At 36.6% G+C, this 21,223-nt stretch carries 15 protein-coding genes; 2 read left to right on the forward strand and 13 right to left on the reverse strand.

Translation table 11 applies throughout. From position 1 onward, the window contains the following. Positions 1 to 12: 12 nt before the first annotated feature. Positions 13 to 1,044, reverse strand: a complete 1,032-nt coding sequence (locus tag ACEN31_RS00155; protein ID WP_407108261.1) for a Gfo/Idh/MocA family protein — start codon at positions 1,042 to 1,044, stop codon at positions 13 to 15. Positions 1,045 to 1,057: 13 nt separating this feature from the next. After that, positions 1,058 to 2,758, reverse strand: a complete 1,701-nt coding sequence (locus tag ACEN31_RS00160) for a M3 family oligoendopeptidase (protein ID WP_407108262.1) — start codon at positions 2,756 to 2,758, stop codon at positions 1,058 to 1,060. A 236-nt stretch (positions 2,759 to 2,994) separates the two neighbouring features. Here ACEN31_RS00160 and uvrC point away from each other — a divergent pair, with 236 nt between their 5' ends. Further along, a complete protein-coding gene (gene uvrC, locus ACEN31_RS00165) occupies positions 2,995 to 4,854 on the forward strand; it encodes an excinuclease ABC subunit UvrC (protein WP_407108263.1) in 1,860 nt (619 codons plus the stop codon). Between the two features lie 342 nt (positions 4,855 to 5,196). Here the strand turns inward: uvrC and ACEN31_RS00170 are convergent, their stop codons facing one another. The 10 genes from ACEN31_RS00170 to ACEN31_RS00215 form a co-directional block, all read right to left on the reverse strand. After that, positions 5,197 to 6,579: a L,D-transpeptidase family protein gene (locus tag ACEN31_RS00170; RefSeq protein ID WP_407108264.1), complete on the reverse strand. Its 1,383-nt coding sequence runs from the start codon at positions 6,577 to 6,579 to the stop codon at positions 5,197 to 5,199. 288 nt (positions 6,580 to 6,867) lie between these two features. Further along, on the reverse strand, positions 6,868 to 8,298 hold the full coding sequence (gene gatB, locus ACEN31_RS00175; RefSeq protein WP_407108265.1) for an Asp-tRNA(Asn)/Glu-tRNA(Gln) amidotransferase subunit GatB: 1,431 nt from the start codon (positions 8,296 to 8,298) through the stop codon (positions 6,868 to 6,870). A gap of 12 nt (positions 8,299 to 8,310) precedes the next feature. Continuing rightward, positions 8,311 to 9,768, reverse strand: a complete 1,458-nt coding sequence (gene gatA / locus ACEN31_RS00180; protein WP_138404322.1) for an Asp-tRNA(Asn)/Glu-tRNA(Gln) amidotransferase subunit GatA — start codon at positions 9,766 to 9,768, stop codon at positions 8,311 to 8,313. A gap of 1 nt (position 9,769) precedes the next feature. Continuing rightward, on the reverse strand, positions 9,770 to 10,066 hold the full coding sequence (gatC, locus tag ACEN31_RS00185; protein WP_138404323.1) for an Asp-tRNA(Asn)/Glu-tRNA(Gln) amidotransferase subunit GatC: 297 nt from the start codon (positions 10,064 to 10,066) through the stop codon (positions 9,770 to 9,772). A 23-nt stretch (positions 10,067 to 10,089) separates the two neighbouring features. Further along, positions 10,090 to 11,337, reverse strand: a complete 1,248-nt coding sequence (locus tag ACEN31_RS00190; RefSeq protein WP_407108266.1) for a CamS family sex pheromone protein — start codon at positions 11,335 to 11,337, stop codon at positions 10,090 to 10,092. A 4-nt stretch (positions 11,338 to 11,341) separates the two neighbouring features. Further along, positions 11,342 to 13,366, reverse strand: coding sequence for an NAD-dependent DNA ligase LigA (gene ligA / locus ACEN31_RS00195; protein ID WP_407108267.1), 2,025 nt, complete (start codon positions 13,364 to 13,366; stop codon positions 11,342 to 11,344). A 103-nt stretch (positions 13,367 to 13,469) separates the two neighbouring features. Beyond that, complete coding sequence (pcrA, locus tag ACEN31_RS00200) at positions 13,470 to 15,794, reverse strand: DNA helicase PcrA (protein ID WP_407108268.1); 2,325 nt, start codon at positions 15,792 to 15,794, stop codon at positions 13,470 to 13,472. A 213-nt stretch (positions 15,795 to 16,007) separates the two neighbouring features. Next, entirely contained in the window at positions 16,008 to 17,138 is a 1,131-nt protein-coding gene (locus ACEN31_RS00205) for an ATP-grasp domain-containing protein (protein ID WP_407108269.1), read from the reverse strand. A gap of 94 nt (positions 17,139 to 17,232) precedes the next feature. Continuing rightward, positions 17,233 to 17,946, reverse strand: a complete 714-nt coding sequence (locus tag ACEN31_RS00210; RefSeq protein WP_138404328.1) for a glycoside hydrolase family 73 protein — start codon at positions 17,944 to 17,946, stop codon at positions 17,233 to 17,235. 12 nt (positions 17,947 to 17,958) lie between these two features. Then, positions 17,959 to 18,486, reverse strand: a complete 528-nt coding sequence (locus tag ACEN31_RS00215) for a hypothetical protein (protein WP_138404329.1) — start codon at positions 18,484 to 18,486, stop codon at positions 17,959 to 17,961. A gap of 127 nt (positions 18,487 to 18,613) precedes the next feature. Here ACEN31_RS00215 and ACEN31_RS00220 point away from each other — a divergent pair, with 127 nt between their 5' ends. Further along, complete coding sequence (locus tag ACEN31_RS00220; protein WP_407093585.1) at positions 18,614 to 19,123, forward strand: FUSC family protein; 510 nt, start codon at positions 18,614 to 18,616, stop codon at positions 19,121 to 19,123. Between the two features lie 73 nt (positions 19,124 to 19,196). Here the strand turns inward: ACEN31_RS00220 and ACEN31_RS00225 are convergent, their stop codons facing one another. Next, on the reverse strand, positions 19,197 to 21,080 hold the full coding sequence (locus ACEN31_RS00225; RefSeq protein WP_407093584.1) for a serine hydrolase: 1,884 nt from the start codon (positions 21,078 to 21,080) through the stop codon (positions 19,197 to 19,199). Positions 21,081 to 21,223: the final 143 nt, after the last annotated feature.

The following is a 21,223-nucleotide window of genomic DNA, read 5'->3' on the forward strand; positions in this document are numbered from 1 at the left end:
TTCTCTTATCTTCTATTTCTGTTCTTCAGTGTCAAAAGAAATATTCGCTGATTTACGCAGTAACTCCATTGTTTGTGCCACTTGTAAGCTTAGTTGTTTCCAATCTTCATAGCGCACTTTTTGGTGAATACTATCCGGATTATTAATCACTTCAGCAAAGTTCATTAACTCATCATACATGTAATTTTCTGGCTTATAATCTATGACATCTGCCTTTTGTCCTTCTTTATTAATTAATTCAACCTTACTAATACGACTCACATCATGGACAATAATTGTCTCATCATCGATATAAATTTCACTTGGTAGTTTTGAATGTACAGCTTTAGAGATAAATATTGACACTTGAAAATTATTATATATGAATAAAATTGTACCGAAAATATCGGCACAATTCTCCCCTTTTTGTGCGTTGTATCGTACTGAATTAGGTAAACCAAATAAATCAAGGACAACATATACAGGGTATACACCTAAATCCATCAATGCCCCACCTGAATACTCTAGGTTGAATACATTGGGTGCAATCTGTTGATGTTCCATTGCATCACGGTATTGCATATATTTGGATGAGTATTGGCCAAAATTAAAGTTAGCACCTAAAAATGGTTGCTCTGAATCCTTTATCTTACTCTGAACTAACTGCTTCATTCGTCGATAATTACGCGTATGAATATGTAAAGCACCTTCAAAAATGAAGACATTCATGCGTTTCGCTTCTTCATGTGCTTGATGCCATTCTTCAACACTTGAAAACATTGGCTTCTCAATAATGACATGCTTTCCAGCTTTTATCGCTTGAATTGCTTGTTCAAAATGCAAACTATTGGGACTTGCGATATAGATCAAATCAATTTCTGGATCGAACAAAATATTATTTAATTGGTCCGTATAGTAGTCTGTCTTGTAAATCGTCGCAATATCTTTTGCTCGGTAAGCACTTCGTGAATAGATTCCTTTAATCTTATATAGATTGGTCAGTTGACTCGCTTTAATAAATTGTTCTGTAATCCATGAAGTACCAATGGTTCCTACGTTTATCATTGAACTCCTCCTCTTATATTAACTGCTCTTCGTCAATAGCTTCTAAATAAGTCTGAATGGCTTGAGTAACTTGTGAAAGACTGTTTTCTTCAAAAGGTGATTTTAAGTTCGAGAGTTTGACAATTTCTTGGAATGATTTCGTACCACCTACACGACAAATATTTAAGTAATCTGACCAGAAGCTATCGTCTTCTTTAACATGACTTCGCTCCCAGAACTGAAAGGCACAAACTTGAGCCAATGTGTAATCAATATAGTAGAATGGTGAATTGAAGATATGGCCTTGTTTAAACCATAAACCACCTTGCTCATAAAACTCATTATCATCATATTCTTTCCAAGGAGTGTATTGTTTCTCTAATTCACGCCATTTTGAACGACGTTCTTCTGGTGTCATTATTGGGTTTTCGTAGACTTCGTGTTGGAAGTGATCTACTAAGACGCCATAAGGTAAAAAAGTCACCGCTTCTGAAAGATGAGCGTATTTGTATTTTTCTACTTTCTCACCGAAAAACTCATCCATGTACGGCCATGCGATAAATTCCATACTCATTGAATGAATTTCACAGCTTTCATGTGTTGGCCAAATTAATTCCGGTTCATTAATCCAACGTGAACGATAAAGTTGGAAAGCATGTCCAGCCTCGTGCGTTAATACATCCACATCTCCTGAAGTCCCATTAAAATTAGCAAAAATAAATGGAGCATTAAAATTCGGGATGTGAGTACAGTAACCTCCACTTTGCTTACCTGGCTTAGTTAATAAGTCCATTAAATCATGTTTAACCATAAAGTCGAAAAAGTCCGCCGTTTCAGGTGACATATCTGAATACATCTTTTCAGCTTTTTGAATTAACTCATAGGCTGTTCCAATAGGTTTCGCATTTCCTGTTGGAAAGCTTAAGTTTAGATCGTAGTATTTTAATTCATCTAACTCCAAACGTTTCGCTTGACGGTCAAATATATAAGATGATAATGGGACAATTTGTTCTAAAACTTCACGACGGAATACTTCAACATCCGAACGCGTATAATCCAAGCGGTTCATTCTCGCATAGCCCATCTCTACAAAATCTTTAAAACCAAGTCTGGTTGCCATCTCATGACGAACTCTAACTAATTCATCGTAAATACGATCAAATTCCGATAAGTTCTCTTGGAAAAAGTTTGCATATAATTCAGAAGTCGCTTTTCGTTCTTGACGGTCAGTTGACTGCATGAATGGGACCAAACCAGATAAGTTATAAGTCTCTCCCTTATAATCAATTTCCGCGGATGCGATAAGTGAATCATATTCTGAAACTAATTTATTCTCTTGTTGTAGTAAAGGTATTATAGTTGGGTCAAATACTTTTAGAGAGTTCTCAATAATATCAAAAAATGGTGCTGCAATTTCTTGGTTTAATTCAGAAAGAAATGGCGAGTTTAAAATTGCACGATAATAATCCGTTTCCCATTCCGATATAATTGGTAACTGTTCATTCCAAAAATCACTTTCTTTTTTATAAAAATCATCTTTCGTTTTAATAGAGAAACGAATTTCTGCTAACTCTGATTGAGTATTAATTTTATTTTGTAATGCTTGAATCTCACGAATGCTTTCTAAAGCTTCTTTGACAGAGTTTGCATTTTTTATTTTGTCAATATTTTCTTGATAGTCATTTTTGAAAATTTCTAGGTCTGGTCGATTATAATTAAATTCGTTAAATTTCATACACACACGTCCTTCATTTACTGTAATGCCATTATACCACAGGTTCGGCTATAAGCTTGATATTTTGGGATAGTTCTAGTGAATTATTTTATATAGCATATTAAAAAGGACAACAATAGATAAAAAAATTAACTACATTTTAGTAGTCAATTTATTAGCAAAAACTTGACATTATCGTGTATAATAGTATGTTGACAATAATAGAATAACAAAACCCATTTATAGGAGGTGTCTTTATGCGTCAAGATCCAACTAACGAAGGAACCCCTAATGAAAAAAAGACTACTAAAAATCGCAGTGAAGTTTTATATAACATTGAGCAAAAACTAAAACTCTTACCTGATTTACCAGGATGTTATTTAATGCGAAACGCGAACGATACCATTATATATGTAGGTAAAGCTAAGAATTTACGTAATCGTGTGCGTTCTTACTTTAGGGGTGCTCATGATGCTAAGACAACAAAATTAGTATCTGAAATCGATCATTTTGAAACAATTATAACTAACAGTGATAAAGAAGCGCTGATTCTTGAGATTAATCTTATTCAAGAATATAAGCCAATTTATAACATTCGACTCAAAGACTCAACAATGTATCCTTATCTAAAAATTACTAAAGAAGAAGATCCTCAATTAATTATTACGAATGAAGTGAAAAAAGATGGGGGAACTTACTTTGGTCCCTTTCCAAATGTTTATGCCGCAACTAGTACCCAACAATTATTGCACCGAGCATATCCTTTAAGAAGATGTGCTAAAAACGAAAAGCGTGCCTGCTTTTACTATCACCTTGGCCAATGTATTGGACCTTGTGATCATAAAGTAGAACAAGCGGAATATGATGCTCAGATTGAGAATATCAAAAAATTCTTTGCAGGCAACGTCGACAGTATTAAAAATGACTTACGTTCAAAAATGGACACTGCTGCAGAAAAATTAGACTTTGAACAAGCGGCGGATTACCGTGATCAGATTAGTTATATCGAGAAAACGATTGAACGCCAAGTTATTATGAGTCAAGACTATGACAATATGGATGTATTTGGTTACACACTTGATCGTGGTTGGTTATCTATTCAAACTTTTATGTTAAGACAAGGTTCGATTCTGAAACGTAAAGCCGCCATCTTCCCTAGCTATAATAATCCAGAAGAAGAAGTTACGACTTATATTGCGCGATTCTATAAAGAAGAATCACAACTCATGCCTAAAGCGGTACTCGTTCCAAGTGATGTTGATAATCATTTATTAAATGAATATCTTGAAGTTCCAGTATCGACACCCCTTCGTGGGAAAAAACGTAGCTTATTAGAACTTTGCGAAAAAAATAGTCGCATTGCTTTGGATGAAAAATTCAGATTAATAGAGATGAGCGAAAGAAAAACTTTAGGTGCCATTGACGAATTATCAGATGCTTTAAATATTCCGCAAGCAAACTATATCGAATCGTTTGACCATTCTAATATCCAAGGATCAAACGCAGTATCAGGTATGGTTGTTTACCGCGACGGGAAGCCTGAGAAAAAGAACTACCGTAAATTCAAAATTAAAACTGTCGAAGGTGCCAATGAGTTCGCATCAACTCAAGAAGTCATTCGTAGACGTTACACAAGACTGCTACGCGAAGAGAAACAATTACCTGACTTAATCCTAATGGATGGTGGGAAAATTCAAATTAGAGCAGCTAGAGATGTGTTGGAGAATGAATTAGGCATCACAATTCCGGTTGCTGGTATGGTAAAAGATGACAAACATAAAACTGCTGCCTTAATGGACGGTTATAGTGAGGAAATAATTCCTTTAGAACCAACAAGCCAAGTCTTCCACTTCCTACAAAGAGTCCAAGATGAAGTCCATCGCTATGCGATTAGCTATCATAGAAATGTCCGTTCGAAATCTCAGTTTGGATCAATCTTAGATAGTATTGAAGGTGTTGGACCGAAGACCCGCACAAAATTATTAAAGCACTTTAAAAACTTACAAAGAATGAAAGAAGCAGACATTGAAGAGTACCGTCATATCGGTGTTCCTCAACCGACTGCAGAACGTATTATAGAAACACTGAATGATGAAGAAAAACTTCAGAGTAAGTAATACTGTTTTGGTTTAACTTTGTCTAGTTGTGTCCCTGAGATTTTCTCAGGCATCATTTTTCACGAATTGGATCCCTGAATATTTCTCAAGGATGGTAAGGTGCCTTGAGAGTTTCTCAAGCATCGTTTTTCACGAATTGGATCCCTGAAAAATTCTCAGGGATTGAAAGGTGCCCTGTGAGTTTCTCAAGCATCGTTTTTCACGAATTGGATCCCTGAAAAATTCTAAGGGATGGTAAGGTGCCTTGAGAATTTCTCAAGGAAATATTTTCATTGCAAACTAAAAAATCCTCACCCGGCAAAGTCATAATAGACTCTGCCGGGTGAGGATTTTGTTTTTATATTAATAGAAAACCATTACTGGTGTACCGTAATCAACGTTATTGTAAATTACTTCAACTGCACCTAATGGTGTGTTTATACACCCAAGCGAACCGCTTGATTGGTATACATTACCACCGAATGATGCTTGCCAAGATGCATCATGGATTCCTTGTGCTTTATCGTCAAAGCGAATCCAGTAATTAACTGGCGTAGAATATTCTACTTTGGAGAATGGGTTGTAACCAACTAAGTTTGTATCAGTTAACATCTCATTAACAACATTTGCTCCCGGTGCTGTCTCAGCACCAATCTTACCTGAAACCATTGGTGTTTCAAGAATAAGTTGACCATCAACATATAAGAACATATATTGATTACTCAAATCGATTTCAACATAAGTTGATCCAATATCATTTGCTGCACCAGCAATACCACCAGAGCTATAATAGATTGGTTCACGACTTACATCATTTCCTGCATGAATATCATTAATTAATGCTTCCGCCTCTGCATCTGTATCAATTGACCAACCTAGAATTCCAGGTGGTACAGTCACTTCACCTTGTAAAGTACTATTGAAAGTACGGTCTTTGTAAAATGTTGAATATTCCTCATTTAGAGTACTTAAATATGCTTTCACAGATTCAGCGTCAATAATTAATTCATTTGAAGAATCAAAATAAATCCAGTTTTCAATTTCATCTTGTGGAATTGTTACTTCTTCACCAGCAATTTCATAAGTGATATTCACTGATGATACGGATTCAATTTCATCCATCACTGATGTAATTTCTTCACTTACTTCAGTTACTTCTGGTTGAGCATATGCTTCTTCCAAATCAATGGTATAATTCTCGTTTTGAATCCCTTCAACAATTGCTGATTCAAGACGACTAGGATCGATTTGGTTTCCAGCAGACCCTTCAACTACATAATAACCTTCAGTTTCGTCATAATCTACACCTGCATCTGTCGCCGCTTCACGTTCTTCATTAGAAAGACCTTGGGCTGACAAGCTATTAATTATTTCTTCTTCACTGAAGTTAATTTGCTCTTCTAAACCCTGATTGTACTCTTTGTCTTCAAAGAAGCCATTGACCCAAGTCGTTGGATCTTGTGATAAGTATGACGCTTCTAATTCTGACTCAGTTTTATATTCAGGTTCTAGTTCACCTAGTTTCAAACGAGCAACTTCTTGCCCATCTTCTTCAAGAACAAATTCTTTGTCATTCAAATCTTCAATAACTTTCGCCTGTGCTTCGCTTAATGTTAAATTACTCACATCAACTGTTCCAAAAGTGGAATTCGCTGAAAATTTCTCAGAGTAAAACCCAACACCTGCAAAATATACAACTCCCATAATAAGCACAGTTGAAACGATAATTAATAATGTCTTTTTCATTACTTACCTACCTCTCTAAAGTTTCGCAATTATAGAGTAACATATTTGAAATGATTTGTGTTGATAATTCACACATTATTCAAAAAATCATTTGAATACTTGTCCTTAATAAAAACTTAACCTTTTCTTATTGTTAAAAAGGTTAACGTTCGGGATTTTCCCCTCGAATATTAAGTTTATTCCTAAAATATTTTCTTGTAAAATCAAATTGATTTATATGAGATAAAATTATTATATGCAAAAAAAGCACCTAAATGCACAAGACATTTAGACGCTTAAAATTTAAAATTACATGTTAGCTAAAGTTTCTAAAATCAGTTTGTTCACAACTTGTGGATTAGCTTTACCACGAGTTTGTTTCATAATTTGTCCAACAAAGAATCCTAAAGCACGATCTTTACCGTTCTTGTAGTCTTCAACTGATCCAGGGTTAGCAGCAATTGCTTCGTCAATGAGTGGTTGTAATTTAGCTGGGTCACTAAGTTGAACCATTCCTTGTTCTTCAACAACTTTATTTGCGTCGCCACCTTTTTCAACAAGGTGTTTGAATAATTTCTTAGCAATTTTACTTGAAATTGTTCCATCAGCAATTAAGTTAATCATTTGTGCTAAGTTTACTGGTGTTAATTCAGTATCTTCTAAAGCGATTTGTTCTTTATTTAAGTGAGCTGAAACTTCACCCATTAACCAGTTAGATGCTTGTTTAGGATCTGCACCTTCTGCAATCGTATTATCAAAGAAATCTGACATTACTTTTGTCTGAGTAAGAACCATCGCGTCATACTCTGGTAATTCATATTCATTAACATAACGTAGACGTCTTTGATCTGGCATTTCTGGTAATGATTCTTTGACTTCCGCAATCCATTCTTCTGTAATGTAAATTGGTGGAACGTCTGGTTCTGGGAAGTAACGGTAATCAGCCGCTCCTTCTTTCGTACGCATTAAGATTGTATCACCCGTTGTCTCATCATAACGACGTGTTTCTTGCTCAATCACGCCACCACTTCTTAATACATTTGCTTGGCGCACTTCTTCGTGTTCAAGACCTTTACGTACATATGTAAAACTGTTTAAGTTTTTAAGCTCAGTTTTTGTACCAAATTCTTCTTGGCCAAATGGGCGAAGCGAGATATTTGCGTCACAACGTAGTGATCCTTCTTCCATACGAACATCAGAAACTTCAGTAAATAAGATTTTCTCACGAACAGCTTCTAAGTAAGCATACGCTTCTGCTGGTGAATGCATATCTGCCTCAGAAACAATCTCGATTAATGGTGTACCTTGACGGTTTAAGTCAACGTAAGAGAAACCATCTGTTCCGTGAGTGTTTTTACCTGCATCCTCTTCTAAATGGACACGGTTGATACGAATACGACGGCGTTCGCCTTCAACTTCGATATCAATATATCCGTTTGTTCCAATCGGTTGTGCATCTTGTGTAATTTGGTAGGCAGCTGGGTTATCGGGGTAGAAATAGTTTTTACGGTCAAAACTCATTTCACGCGCAATTTCACAGTTTAAAGCTAGTGCTGCTTTCATACCGTAATCTACAGCACCTTTATTTAATACTGGTAAGACACCTGGATATCCCCAGTCTTTTTCATTCGTGTTACTATTCGGTTCTGCACCAAAATGAGCTGGTGAAGTACTAAATATTTTCGAGTCAGTCTTTAACTCTACGTGGATTTCTAATCCAATGACAGTTTCAAAATTCATTATATCACCCTCCTAAAATTCCGGTACTTGGTTAACGTAATCATGATTTTTCTCAAAATCATAAGCAACTTGGTAAAGTGTTGATTCATTCATATGTTTACCAATTAATTGTAAGCCAATAGGCATTCCGTTACTATCAAAGCCTGCTGGAACTGACATTGCTGGTAGTCCTGCTAAATTGACAGGAACTGTTAATAAGTCCGATACATACATTTCAACTGGGTCCTCAATACGGCCACCAATCTTGAAGGCAGTACTTGTTGTAACAGGTCCCATAATTAAGTCATATTCGCTAAAGACTTTAATAAAGTCATCAATAATTAATGTTCTAACTTGAGCGGCTTTCTTAAAGTATTTATCAAATGCTCCTGAACTTAAACTGTAAGTTCCTAACATAATACGACGTTTAACCTCGTCACCAAAACCTTCACTACGAGATTGAACATAGATATCTTCAAGTGTTTTCGCAGATTCTGAACGGTAACCATAACGGATTCCGTCAAATCGTTGTAAGTTTGATGATGCTTCTGCAGAAGAAAGGATATAGTAAACATTAATTCCGTAAGGTGTATGTGGTAATGATACTTCGTCAACGATTGCACCTTGAGAAATAAAGTATTCTTTTGCTTTACTAATTGCATCACGAATCTCTTCATTAACTGCTTCAGATTGGTATTCTTTAGGAATCGCAATACGCATGCCTTCAATTGATTGACCAAGTTTTGATCTGTAATCTAATTCAGTATCAGGACGGCTTGTTCCATCAAGTTTATCGAAGCCTGCAATTGCTTCTAATACTAATGCATTGTCTTCAACAGTCGTTGTCATTGGTCCAATTTGGTCTAAACTTGAACCAAAGGCAATCGCGCCGTAACGAGAGACAGAACCGTATGAAGGTTTCATTCCTACAATCCCTGTAAAGGCTGCAGGGTTACGAACACTCCCCCCAGTATCTGTACCAAGACTTGCGGGAACTTGACGAGCAGCAACAGCAGATGATGATCCACCTGATGATCCACCTGGTACACGTTCTAAATCCCAAGGGTTTCTAGAAGTTTTGAAGTAAGATGTCTCAGTTGATCCACCCATCGCAAATTCGTCTAAGTTTAATTTACCAATAATAATAGCTCCAGCTTCTTTTAACTTCTTAATGACTGTCGCATCATAAGTTGGGTTGAAGTTTTCTAACATTTTAGATGAAGCGGTTGTTGTTAAACCTTCAGTAACGATATTATCTTTAATCCCAATTGGCACACCGTTTAATAATGGTGCGTCTTCACCGTACCCTACTTCATCGGCAGCTTTTGCTGCTTCTAAGGCTGCTTCTTTATTTAAAGCTAAGAATGAATTTACTTTCTCATCAGTCTCTTCAATGTAAGCAAAGATTGCTTCCGTTAATTCAACCGCTGTAAAATCGCCATTTCTTAACCCTTCTTGGATTTCAATAATTGTTGTTGGATATTTACTCATATTAAACTTCCCCACTTTCTAAGATGGCTGGTACTTGAATAAAACCACCTTCAGATAATGGTGCGTTTTTAAGTAGTGCTTCTGTTTTATTGCGTTCAATGGCTTTGTCTTCACGTAATACGTTGATTAATTGATTACCGTGATACGTTGGTTTAACTCCCTCAGTATCTACTTCTTGTAACTGTTCAACCATATCGATAATACGTCCAAATTCTGGGACAAAGTTATCTAATTCATCGTCTGTATAACTAAGTTTTGATAACTTAGCGACGTGTTTGATTTGATCTTGACTTAACATTCAATTCATCCTTCCTTATCAGTTTATTTTTTGAAAATATGGCTTTGATATTGTGTCGCCCCTGCTGGTCGGCCTACGTAGGCTTCTACGCCAGCGTCAGATATGACTTTAATTTCAATGGCTACCCCTTCAGGTAAAGTTCTTTGCGAGACATCGGTAATATGTTGAGTCAACGCTGTAATTTCTGTTTGTTTATAGAACTGTGAGACAATTTCTACATTTAGGGAAGCCAAGCCTCCATCAATGTATAAGGCCTCTCCAGAGATACCATTTAAATTAGGGAAGAAATTAATAATTTCATTATTAAAATTATCAAAGTATGCGTATTGATCGCTTTGGTCACTCGCTTCAATGATTGGTAAAGCAATACGATATTCATTGTTTTCTGTCCAATCAGTCACAGAGTTTCCTTCTCGCGAAATACCATCTATTACATAAGTTCCGCCAACAACTTCATCATTCGGAGCTGTTCGATAAATACCAACGACGATAGGTACTGAACGTAATTCTTCCGTGTTTCTTAAACGACCCACAATGATATTTGCAAATTGTCTCCCACGTTCACGCATTTCACCTACTGAGATTTCTTGTTTGTGAATCACGCCGTCAGCATCAGTATATTCATAAGTACTATTCATCGCAAGTCCAAGGACAATTCCACCTAAAGCAAAACCGTCTTCAGTCTCTACCATTAAATTTTTCTCCGAGACTTGTGATAAATATATCGGAGTTGATTGCACATTTGTCACGATTTGCTCGTTCTCTTCTGCGCCTTCTTCTGTAACATCCTCTGGGTCATCAGCTGGATCAACGGATTCTTCTGAAGCCAGTGATTCTTCTAAACTTGATTGAGTTTCTGCAACTTCTTCCGGTAGAGCTGGATTCAAGCCTTCTGGATTTGTTGCAGACTCTCTCGCTAACCAGCTTGTCATTGTAGCTTCATCAATAATTTGGCCTTCTTGCATAAAATACTGCTCAGTTGGAAAGACTTGTTTACTTATTCGAAGTAAGCCTTCCTCAAACGCACGACTATTCGCTGCTGAACTTAAATTATTGTTTGAGCTCGCTGATGCACCAATTTGGTATTGACCGTCGATGATTACTGCACGATAAAACTCGCTTGATAATTGATTGGTCGTCGTTTGAACCGTTACTTCATCAGGATTTGTCGGCTCATCTTCTTGTGCTTGGGACCTTACTTGCGTCACGCCTCCTGTTAGCATTAAGCAAGCAAGTAGTATAGATACATTCATTCTTATCTTTTTATTCATGTAATTACTCGCTCTCTTTTAATTTTTCTAGAAAAGTTTCTTCGTTCATGATTGCAATTCCAAGCTCTTGTGCTTTTGTCAATTTACTTCCGGCTGCTTCACCAGCAACTAGGTAATTTGTATTTTTTGATACACTTCCAGTCACTTTTGCTCCGAGGTTTTCCAATCGTTTTTTGGCTTCCCCACGCGTTAAAGTTTCCATCGAACCTGTGAGGACAACTGTTTGATTGGCAAAGAAGTTATCCTTCAAATCAATCTCTTCAGGCACAATACCTAAGTAGTCTGTGTTAACTCCCGCTTCTTGTAATCTTAGTATCAGTTCATTAGATTCATCCATGTCAAAATATTCAACAATCGCTTGACTAATCATTGGTCCAATGCCGTCAATGGTCTCGATATCTTCAATCGATGCTTTCTGAATTGCTTCAATCTTTCTGAATTTTTCAGAAATTAAGCGTGCTGCTTTTGACCCGACATGTCGGATACCTAAACCAAAGAGTAATCTTTCTAAAGAATTACTCTTTGATTCTTCAATCGCATTTTGATATTTTGTTGCGGATTTTTCTTTTGTATTGGGAAGTGTTAAGAAATCTTCTTGCTTTAATGTGTATAAGTCACTCGGATCCGAAACCAATTTTTGATTGATTAAGTGTTCCATAATCTTATCACCTAAACCAGTAATGTTCATTGCGTTTCTTGAGCTGAAATGTATCATCTTCGCTAACTTCTGCGCTGGACATAAGGGATTCACACATCTTAGGGCAACTTCTTCATTTAAACGTACTAATTCAGCGCCACAGCGTGGACACGTTGTTGGTATCGGTAATGGTTGTGAGTCTTCTGGACGTTGGCTCATAACAACACTCACGATTTCTGGGATGATATCTCCCGCCTTATGAATCTCTACGGTGTCTCCAATGCGAACGTCTAATGCTTCGATTAAATCCACATTATGTAAAGATGCTCTTTGAACTGTTGAACCAGCTAATTGAACCGGGTCCATCACAGCTGTTGGTGTAACAACACCTGTTCTCCCTACAGTCCATTCAACTTCATTTAATTTTGTTTCCGCTATATCCGCTTTGAATTTATAAGCGATCGCCCATCTTGGGGCTTTGACGGTATAACCAAGTTGTTGCTGTAGGGCAACGTCATTGACTTTAATAACGATACCATCAATTTCATATGGTAAATCATGGCGTTCTTCTTCAATTTGATGAATAAAATCCATCACTTCAGTTTGATTTTTGCATAATTTTCGTAATGGGTTTGTTCTAAATCCTAAAAATTGTAATTGCTCGAATAATTCTGCTTGTGACTCTACATCAAAATCATCATTGTATAAAGCACTATATAAGAACATATTCAATCGACGTTTTGATACAGCTTTTGGATCAATTTGTCTTAACCCACCTGCTGCAGCATTCCGTGGATTGGCGAAAGGTACTTCACCCGTTTCTTCGCGTTCGTCATTCAGTTGCTTAAACACATCTTTTGGCATATAAGCCTCACCACGCACCTCAACAGATACAGGTTCTTTCAACTTCAGTGGTAATGAACGTATGGTACGAAGATTCGTAGTAATATCTTCTCCAACCGTGCCATCTCCACGTGTTGCTCCTCTAACAAAGGTGCCATTTTCATAAGTTAAAGCAATCGCTAAGCCGTCGATTTTACACTCGACCATAAATTCAACTTCTTGCTCGGTTTGGTTTTGTACACGTTGAATAAATGCTCCAACTTCTTCCTCGTTGAAGGCATTCCCCAAACTATACATCGCTTCGGCGTGTTCTACTTTCGTAAAACCTTCTAATAATTGGTCCCCAATTCTTTGAGTCGGAGAGTCAGATGTAATCCATTCTGGATGTGCTTTTTCAAGATTTTCCAGTTCATTATACATTTGGTCGTATTCTGCATCCGTGATATTTGGTTTGTCTAGCACATAATAATTATATGCGTGAAGATTCAGCTCACTTTTTAGCTGCTCGAGTCTTTCTTTTGCTTGTTCTAAATCTTTCGATTGAACCATTTATACCATCACTCCTAAAAAGCCATTTACGTTAATAGCAGTCTTCATTTCTTCGTCAAGTATATCATTCTTTACTGTTTCTATCAGTAAAAACATTCACTCTCTACTCTACTTTGCTTATTGGGGCAAAGGATGCCAGCAACTCTTTAATACCTTGTGAATCGAAGGCAATGCTTAGTAATGCATCACTTCCTGAACCTTTAACATTAACGACGGTTCCAACTCCCCAAGTTCGGTGGTCGACTTTATCTCCGACTATATAATTTGTATCTGTATTGTTAGTCACTTTTTTCTTCAATGCTCCAGTTGAGCCGCCTTTTGGACGTTGACTTAATAGAACATTTCTTGCCGCTTGGCTTGAACGTTTTCGCCCTTGCTGTCTAGTATTTTGAGAACGAATAACCGTTTGGAAAGATTGACCGACATGCTCAATCAAACTTTGGTCTATCTCAGATACGAATCGACTTGGGGCATTATGTTGATATCTACCATAAAGTAATCGACTTCTAGCTGCTGTTAGGTATAACTGCTCTTCGGCCCGTGTCATTCCAACATAAGCGAGTCGTCTCTCTTCTTCTAATTCATCATCACTTTCAGACGCCCGACTTAATGGGAATAAGCCTTCTTCCATTCCGACAATGAATACGTAAGGGAACTCTAATCCTTTAGCTGCATGCATCGTCATTAAGGTAATTTGGTCTACAGTTTCTTCTTCCGTCGTATCTGAAACAAGCGATAATTCTGTTAAGAATAAAGTTAGACGAATTCTTGGTGACTGTGTATCCAGTGGTTCTTCAGTAGCGCCATCTGCTTCATCAACAAAGTCAGGATCGGTTTCGATAATATCCTCTAAGTCCATTTGGTCAAACTCTTTCGTTACAGATGCGAACTCGTCTAAGTTTTCTAGACGATTCGTTGCCTCTAAAGTCCCTTCTTCTTGAAGACTTTGCTTGTAATCTGATTGTTCCCAAACTTCTGCAACTAATTCACTTAAAGTTAAGTACTCTGCTTGTTGTCTTAAGCGTTTGATCATATCGCTGAAGCGAACAAATTTAGTTTGTAAACTTGCAGTTAAATTTGAATTTCCTAGTTGGTCAATAGCTTCAAACCAACCTAAGTTTAAACTTTCAGCAAATTCAGCTAATTTAGCAATACTTGTAGGTCCGATTCCTCGTTTTGGCACATTGACAATACGGTTAAAGCTTAAGTTATCCGCTAAATTATCAATCAGTCTTAAGTACGCTAACGTATCTTGAATTTCTTTACGTGAGTAGAATTTCAAGCCTCCAACAATCTTATACGGTAAGTTAGCTTTTAACAATTGGTCCTCTAAGTTACGTGATTGAGCTTGCGTACGGTAAAGAATGGCGTAATCACTATTCGAACGTTTTTGATCCTCTTTCGTTTCAAAGATTTGTTGAATAACATATCTTGCTTCTTCTGAGTCAGATTCCGCTAAGTAGAATTTAACCTTATTCCCCTGTGCTTTGTCACTCCAAAGTTTTTTGTCTTTACGGTTGATATTTTTTTCAATTACGCTGTTGGCTGCATTTAGTATCGATTGAGTTGAACGGTAATTTTGCTCTAGTAAAATCACTTTGGCATCTGGATAATCTTTCTCAAAGTTCATAATATTTTCCATATTTGCTCCACGCCAACCATAAATACTTTGATCAGCATCCCCAACAACACAAATGTTTTTCAGTAAATCCGCTAATGTCTTCACCAATAAGTACTGAGTCTCATTCGTATCCTGGTACTCATCGACGTGAATATATTGAAATTTATTTTGATAGAACAGACGGACATCTTCATTTTCTTGAAGTAGTTTAACAGTTAATAATATTAAATCATTAAAGTCCATCGCATTACTTGTTTTTAGTTTTTGTTGATATAACTTGTAGACATTCGATTGAATATTGCCTAAGTAATCAGTGTTCTCAGCTGCAAAAGCATCAGGCATTTGCCCTTCGTTTTTTGCTGCATCAATCACCCAAAGCATTTCTTTGTAGTTGAATCGTTTGCTATCAAGATTTAATTCTTTTAGCACGCGTTTCATTAATGTTTGTTGCTCACCTTGGTCAATAATCGAAAAGTTTTGTGTATATCCAATTTGAGTGGCTTCTCGACGTAAAATACGTGCACACATCGAGTGAAAAGTGGATACCCAAATTGATGATGCTTCAGGTCCAACTAGTTTCTCAACACGTTCTTTCATCTCATTGGCTGCTTTATTTGTAAAGGTAATCGCCAACACATTCCAAGGTTTTATTTTTTTCTCTTCTAATAAATAAGCAATCCGATGGGTTAATACGCTGGTCTTTCCACTCCCAGCTCCAGCAGCAATTAGTACTGGCCCATCGGTTGTATATACAGCTTCTTGTTGTTTATTATTCAATCGGTTAATACTTTCGATTAACGATGACATATTATGACCTCCAATTTATCTAGTAGGTTGTTCACTCTAAAAAATCATACATAGTAGATTATATCAAAAATCAGTGTATAGTCCTAACAAACATTTGATGATTTTTCTGTGACTGATAGGACTCAACTTTGTCACAAACAATCTAATATTTTTATCGCTTTCATTAAAAAAATACCTCCTTGAGTTTATGGCTCAAGAAGGACATTTAATTTTCTATTCAGTTAATTCTGTAATTTGTATTTGGCGTTCACACTCTGATAATGAATCTCCTGTTACAATGACTTGTCCAATCAAACGTTTAGAGTCATTATTTATTGGATTAAACAAAGCAAAGCCCCAATCTGTTCTTAACATAAGTTGTGTTAAGAGATTCTCTTCATTCAAGACGGTTGCCGGTAAAGCAATCGCTGCTCTACTCTTAAGATGCAATGTTGGTAAAGGCAAGCCTAAAATAGCTCTCGCTGCTGCCTCATAATGAGAAATACTCATAGATCCAATCGTAAACATAGCTTCATCCGATAAACCGATACTTGCTTCGTTTATATAAACAACTCCTGCTGAAGTGATTAACATCTTCAACGTCAATGAACCAACTAAATTTAATGATTCCGCTAATAATTGCGCTAAACGGTTCATCTCAAGTTCTACCGGTTTAGATATTTGTGCTGGGAAACGCACTTGTCTTCCAAGCAGATCTCCTTGTTCACGCACTTCAAATATAGGATAAATTAAAATTTCACCACGTTCGTTACGAATAACTGTCACGCTGGCTTTTTTCTCAGTTGGAATCCATGCCTCTAAAATACATGTGGTCGCTTCTAGTTTTGCACTTGCTTCATCATAATCCTCTTCACCATACAAGATAATATGCTCATTCGCATTATCAACATGCCGTTGAGTTGATTTTAAAATACACGGGAATCCAATATATTCAACTGCTTCTTTTAAATCTGTTAAATTAGTAACCATAGAGAATGGCGCAACCAAACACTTGTTAGAATCTAAATAGGCCTTCTCGATCAGTCGGTCTGTCGTAATGGCAATTAAATCCTCTGATAAAGTTAAATCCGTTTGTGCTGCCAATAATTGAAATTCTCTATTCGATAGAATACCCATTTCAACCGTTACGACATCTACCCGTTCACTAAAATAATTTAAGACTTGCTCATTATATGATTCGGTAACTGTTTGCCACGTCGCAAATTGTCTCACTGGATTATTCTCAGATGTTACCAAACTAGCAACTCGGTAACCTAATTTACCTGCTGCTTGAGCCAAGACAGCTGCAGAAATTGATGAGCCAATAATTCCTAATGTCTCACCTGGATAATGTCTTTGCGCCATCCTGTCTACTCCCTTCAATATTGTATATTTAAATGCTCCTATAATAATAACACATCATACAATTTCTAGCACTGATAAATTAGTATTTTTCTAATTAGATTGGTTGATCATATTGATTCAATTCATAAGTTTCAATCATTTCGATAATCTTGTCGGCATAAGTAGGATCAGTTGCGTACCCGGATTCTTGTAATCCATTGGCTTGTTCTACATAGTTATCACCGTTGAGAACCGCTTGATAAAACGTTGGGTCCCAAGAGGTACCCTCATTGATTAGAATGGCATGGCCTTCCATCGAAGCTTCCCAACTCGGATAAACTTTAAATCGGTCGGTAATTTCAACCCATTCATCATCAAAATATTCTAACGTTTGAAAATCTACGCCATCTGGATCAGTGGCGTCCGTTTTGACACCGTAAAGATTATTATACTCTGCCCCAAGCTGACTCCGGCCAAAATCACTTTCTAAAGCTGCTTGAGCCATTGAAACACTGGCTAAGACACCATATTGTCTTTGAAGTCTTTGTGAAATTGGTACAATCGATTCGATAAAGCCGATTCGTTGTTCATAATCAACTTCACGTTGCATCAATTCACCGTGCCTTTGGTTTGCCGTATCAACCCATCGATAAATAACTATCCCACTTAATAAAGTAAAAATTACAAAAAAGATGGATAATATCCCAATCTTTTGTAGAAAATCGGTTTTAAATCGATTCCATGCTTGTTTGTAATTTGTTTTGCGTTTTTTACGTCGAGTGGGACGTTTTTTAAATTTAAATAATTTTCTCTTCTTCTTTTTGGCCATAATGCCTCACTTTTATTCGCTTTCTTGTAACTTCTCACTTTCATCCACAAACCATTGTAAAAGTTTTACCTCGTCATGTCCAATTTGTTGGCGAATAATTCCCGGTAATCTCAATTCAATAATATCATTATAACCCCATAAATTATAATCAACAATCAATTGTAGAATAACCATGTTTGATTTTCTTACACTTTCTTCCGTGTTCTCATCACTCTGATGCCATTCTAAGCGTGCAATCCCATTATTAACCCATTTTTTGGCGATTTGGTATTTTAAGAAATTATACTCTTTGACTGGATTGTTCACAACTTCTGGCATGATTTCTGTGGTTCTTACAACCTTTTGCACAAGCATCCATTCATAATCTGTGAATAATGTCGATAAAATTTGAACATTATCGTATTTAAGACCTTGTTCACCTTTCTTCCAACGATCCCAACTTTGTGGGGAGATACCTAGTTTTTCAGTGTAAAATGCTTTCTCACTCATATACTTTTCACGAATAACCTGAACTACGATTTGAATTAATGCTGGATTCATAATATCACCCTTTACGTGTATTTTTAATTATATTATACACCCTATACGTGATATATCCAAATGATTTATAGACAAATTTATAATATTTGATACTATTAGGTTTAGAAAAAATCGAAAGGATTCATTGATGGAAGAGAACAAATCATTTAAAGATAGATTGTCGCTCGGTTGGCGAGCAAGAAAAAGTGCTGTCTCAGTTTCTTTAATTATTATCGTATACTCAGTCTTTAATTTAGGACATGCAACTTTGGCCGCTCTATCAGCAGTGTTTGCCATACGTGAGAATATGACAGACACTTATAAATATGCAAAATACCGTATCTTTGGTAACACCATTGGCGTGTTAATTGCTACAACTTTAATTTTTTTAAGACGGAATTTTCCTATACTGAATAATGATATTTATACTTCAGTTTCTGGAGGTTTAGGAGTCCTATTAGTGCTTAATTTTTGCACTTTATTTGGTAATAAGCAAAGTATTATTAATTCGACGGCAACATTTTTAGTTGTATACTTAGGTACACCTGGAGACACTTGGCTTGTTTATAGTATTAGCCGGATTTTAGATACAGTGTTTGGAACGGGTGTTGCCATTGCTGTGAACCGAACCCTTCCAAACCGTAAACAAGATTCTTAAGACTTGATAACAATACAAAACCGCCTAGGCGTTATCTATATCAGATAATACCTAGGCGGTTTTTAGTATTTAATTAACGGTAATAGTATCTTCCGTCTGATTCATCGAAGAACCATTCAGCTGGTCTAGTTTCTCCAGTTGTTTCGTCATAAACTGTTTCTTCAGGTAAGTTCACGTAAGATCCGATGTTATCAACATATTGATTTGAGTAAGTTCTTCCATCTTCTCCTACTGTACCTGTTTCTGGTGACGATTCATCAACAACATTCACTTGAGATTGAGCCGCTTCTTCAGCAGCTAATGACTCTGCTTCTGCTTGGGCTTGTGCTTCCGCTTCTTCCTCTGCTTGAGCAGCCGCTTCTTCTTCGGCTACTTCTTCTGGTGTTTGCCCAGTTTCAAAGTAAGTCACAATGTCAGAAATAGAAGTTGAAATGGCTGGGACAACCTCTTCAGCACTCGTGAAGTTAGAAGTTAGAATGACAGTAATATAGTAAGTGTCTTCTAATTCAACAATTCCTGCATAGTTTTGTTGTGCAGTGTTTGTATCTGCTGATGCAATTTCATAACGCGTTTGATATCCAGCAATTTGACCTTCAGGATATTTTGTTGTCACTGGCGTGTTTAATAACAATTCTTTAATTGTTGCATCTGCTTCTTCTGATACTAATTCATTGTTTGCTAATTTATTAAGTAATTGAGCAATATCTTGTGCGCTTGTTACTGCACCAGTCACTTGCCCTGATTCTTGCATTGTTAACATTTGTGTTACTCGTGTTGAGAAGTAATTTGATTCATTTAACCATAAGTTAAAGGCGTTTGGTCCACCTGTTTCTTGAATTAAATGATTCATCGCTGACACGTCATTTGCTTCAACGACTGCTGATAATAATTCTTGAATAGTAAATTCTGTACCTTCTTCAGCAGTGGCTACGATTCCTTCGTCATTTTCAGCTACTAAATCAGATGACACTACGACTGGATCTTCAAGTGTTAATTCACCGTCTTCAATCGCATTGAATGTAAAGCCTAAGACAAACCATGAAATTAATGCGTCTGCTTCAACGCTTTGGTCATCATAAACATATGGCACTTCAGCATCTTGCGGGTAAACAACTGCTGATACATCACCAATAGAAGCTAAGTTATCTGTAATCGTTGAGTTAAAGAATTCAGCTTGTTCTGTATCTAATGAAGTTGTCGGTACTTCATAGGAAATACTTTCACTTACACCTAATGATTCAGATTCAACGTTAAGGACTTGTTCTTGAGCATCTGTAGAAAGTACTGCTACAGAAGGATCGTTAAAGCTGATTGTTAGTGTTTGGCCATCTTTAACTAATGAATAATCATCTTCTAGTTCTACTGTTTCTCCATTAGCATCAATAGTAAAGTTAAATGTTGTACTATCCACATTATCTAATGACTCATTGAATTCAAGTGCGACATTCGTTAATGGGTATTCATCTAAGTTTACTTCTTGATTCACAATAGATAATTGACCGTCAGCGTTACTTTCTTCTGATTCAGGTGACTCCGTTGATTCTTCTGTTTCACTTGTTGCAGCTGAATCTTCTGTTTCTGATTCAGAATCTTGTGTATCTTCAGAAGGTTCTTCCCCTTCAGATTCCTCAGTAACAGGCGCTTCCGTTACAGGTTCTTCAGGTGTATTTTGAACAACTTCTGTATCAGACGTCTGGAAATAATCTACAACTTGATTAATAATTCGTGGGCCATATAAAAAGGCTAAGAAAACAATAGCTACGGCAAGAACTAGTTTGATAATTCCCCATAACACACGACTGAATCCTCCACTAGAACGACGCGGTGTTTCTTGTACTACGTCTTCATTACGTGTTTCTTCTTTTAATTCTGCTACTTCTTGTTTATTGAAGACATGCCCACAATAGGCACATTGATTTTTACTTCTTACGTTTCTACCACAATTTGGACACTGCATTAACTCTACCTCCTAGAAATGTTGTCATTCCTCTTGTCCTTTCTATTGTAGCATAGAATGTGTCAGTTTGTCAGTTACAAACTAGAGGATAAATTCTTTAAACTGTTGTCATTCCATATATATATTAGTTTTGTAACATTCTT

Origin of the sequence: Ruoffia sp. FAM 26255 (assembly GCF_045528525.1) — a bacterium.
GTDB classification, from domain to species: domain Bacteria; phylum Bacillota; class Bacilli; order Lactobacillales; family Aerococcaceae; genus Ruoffia; species Ruoffia tabacinasalis.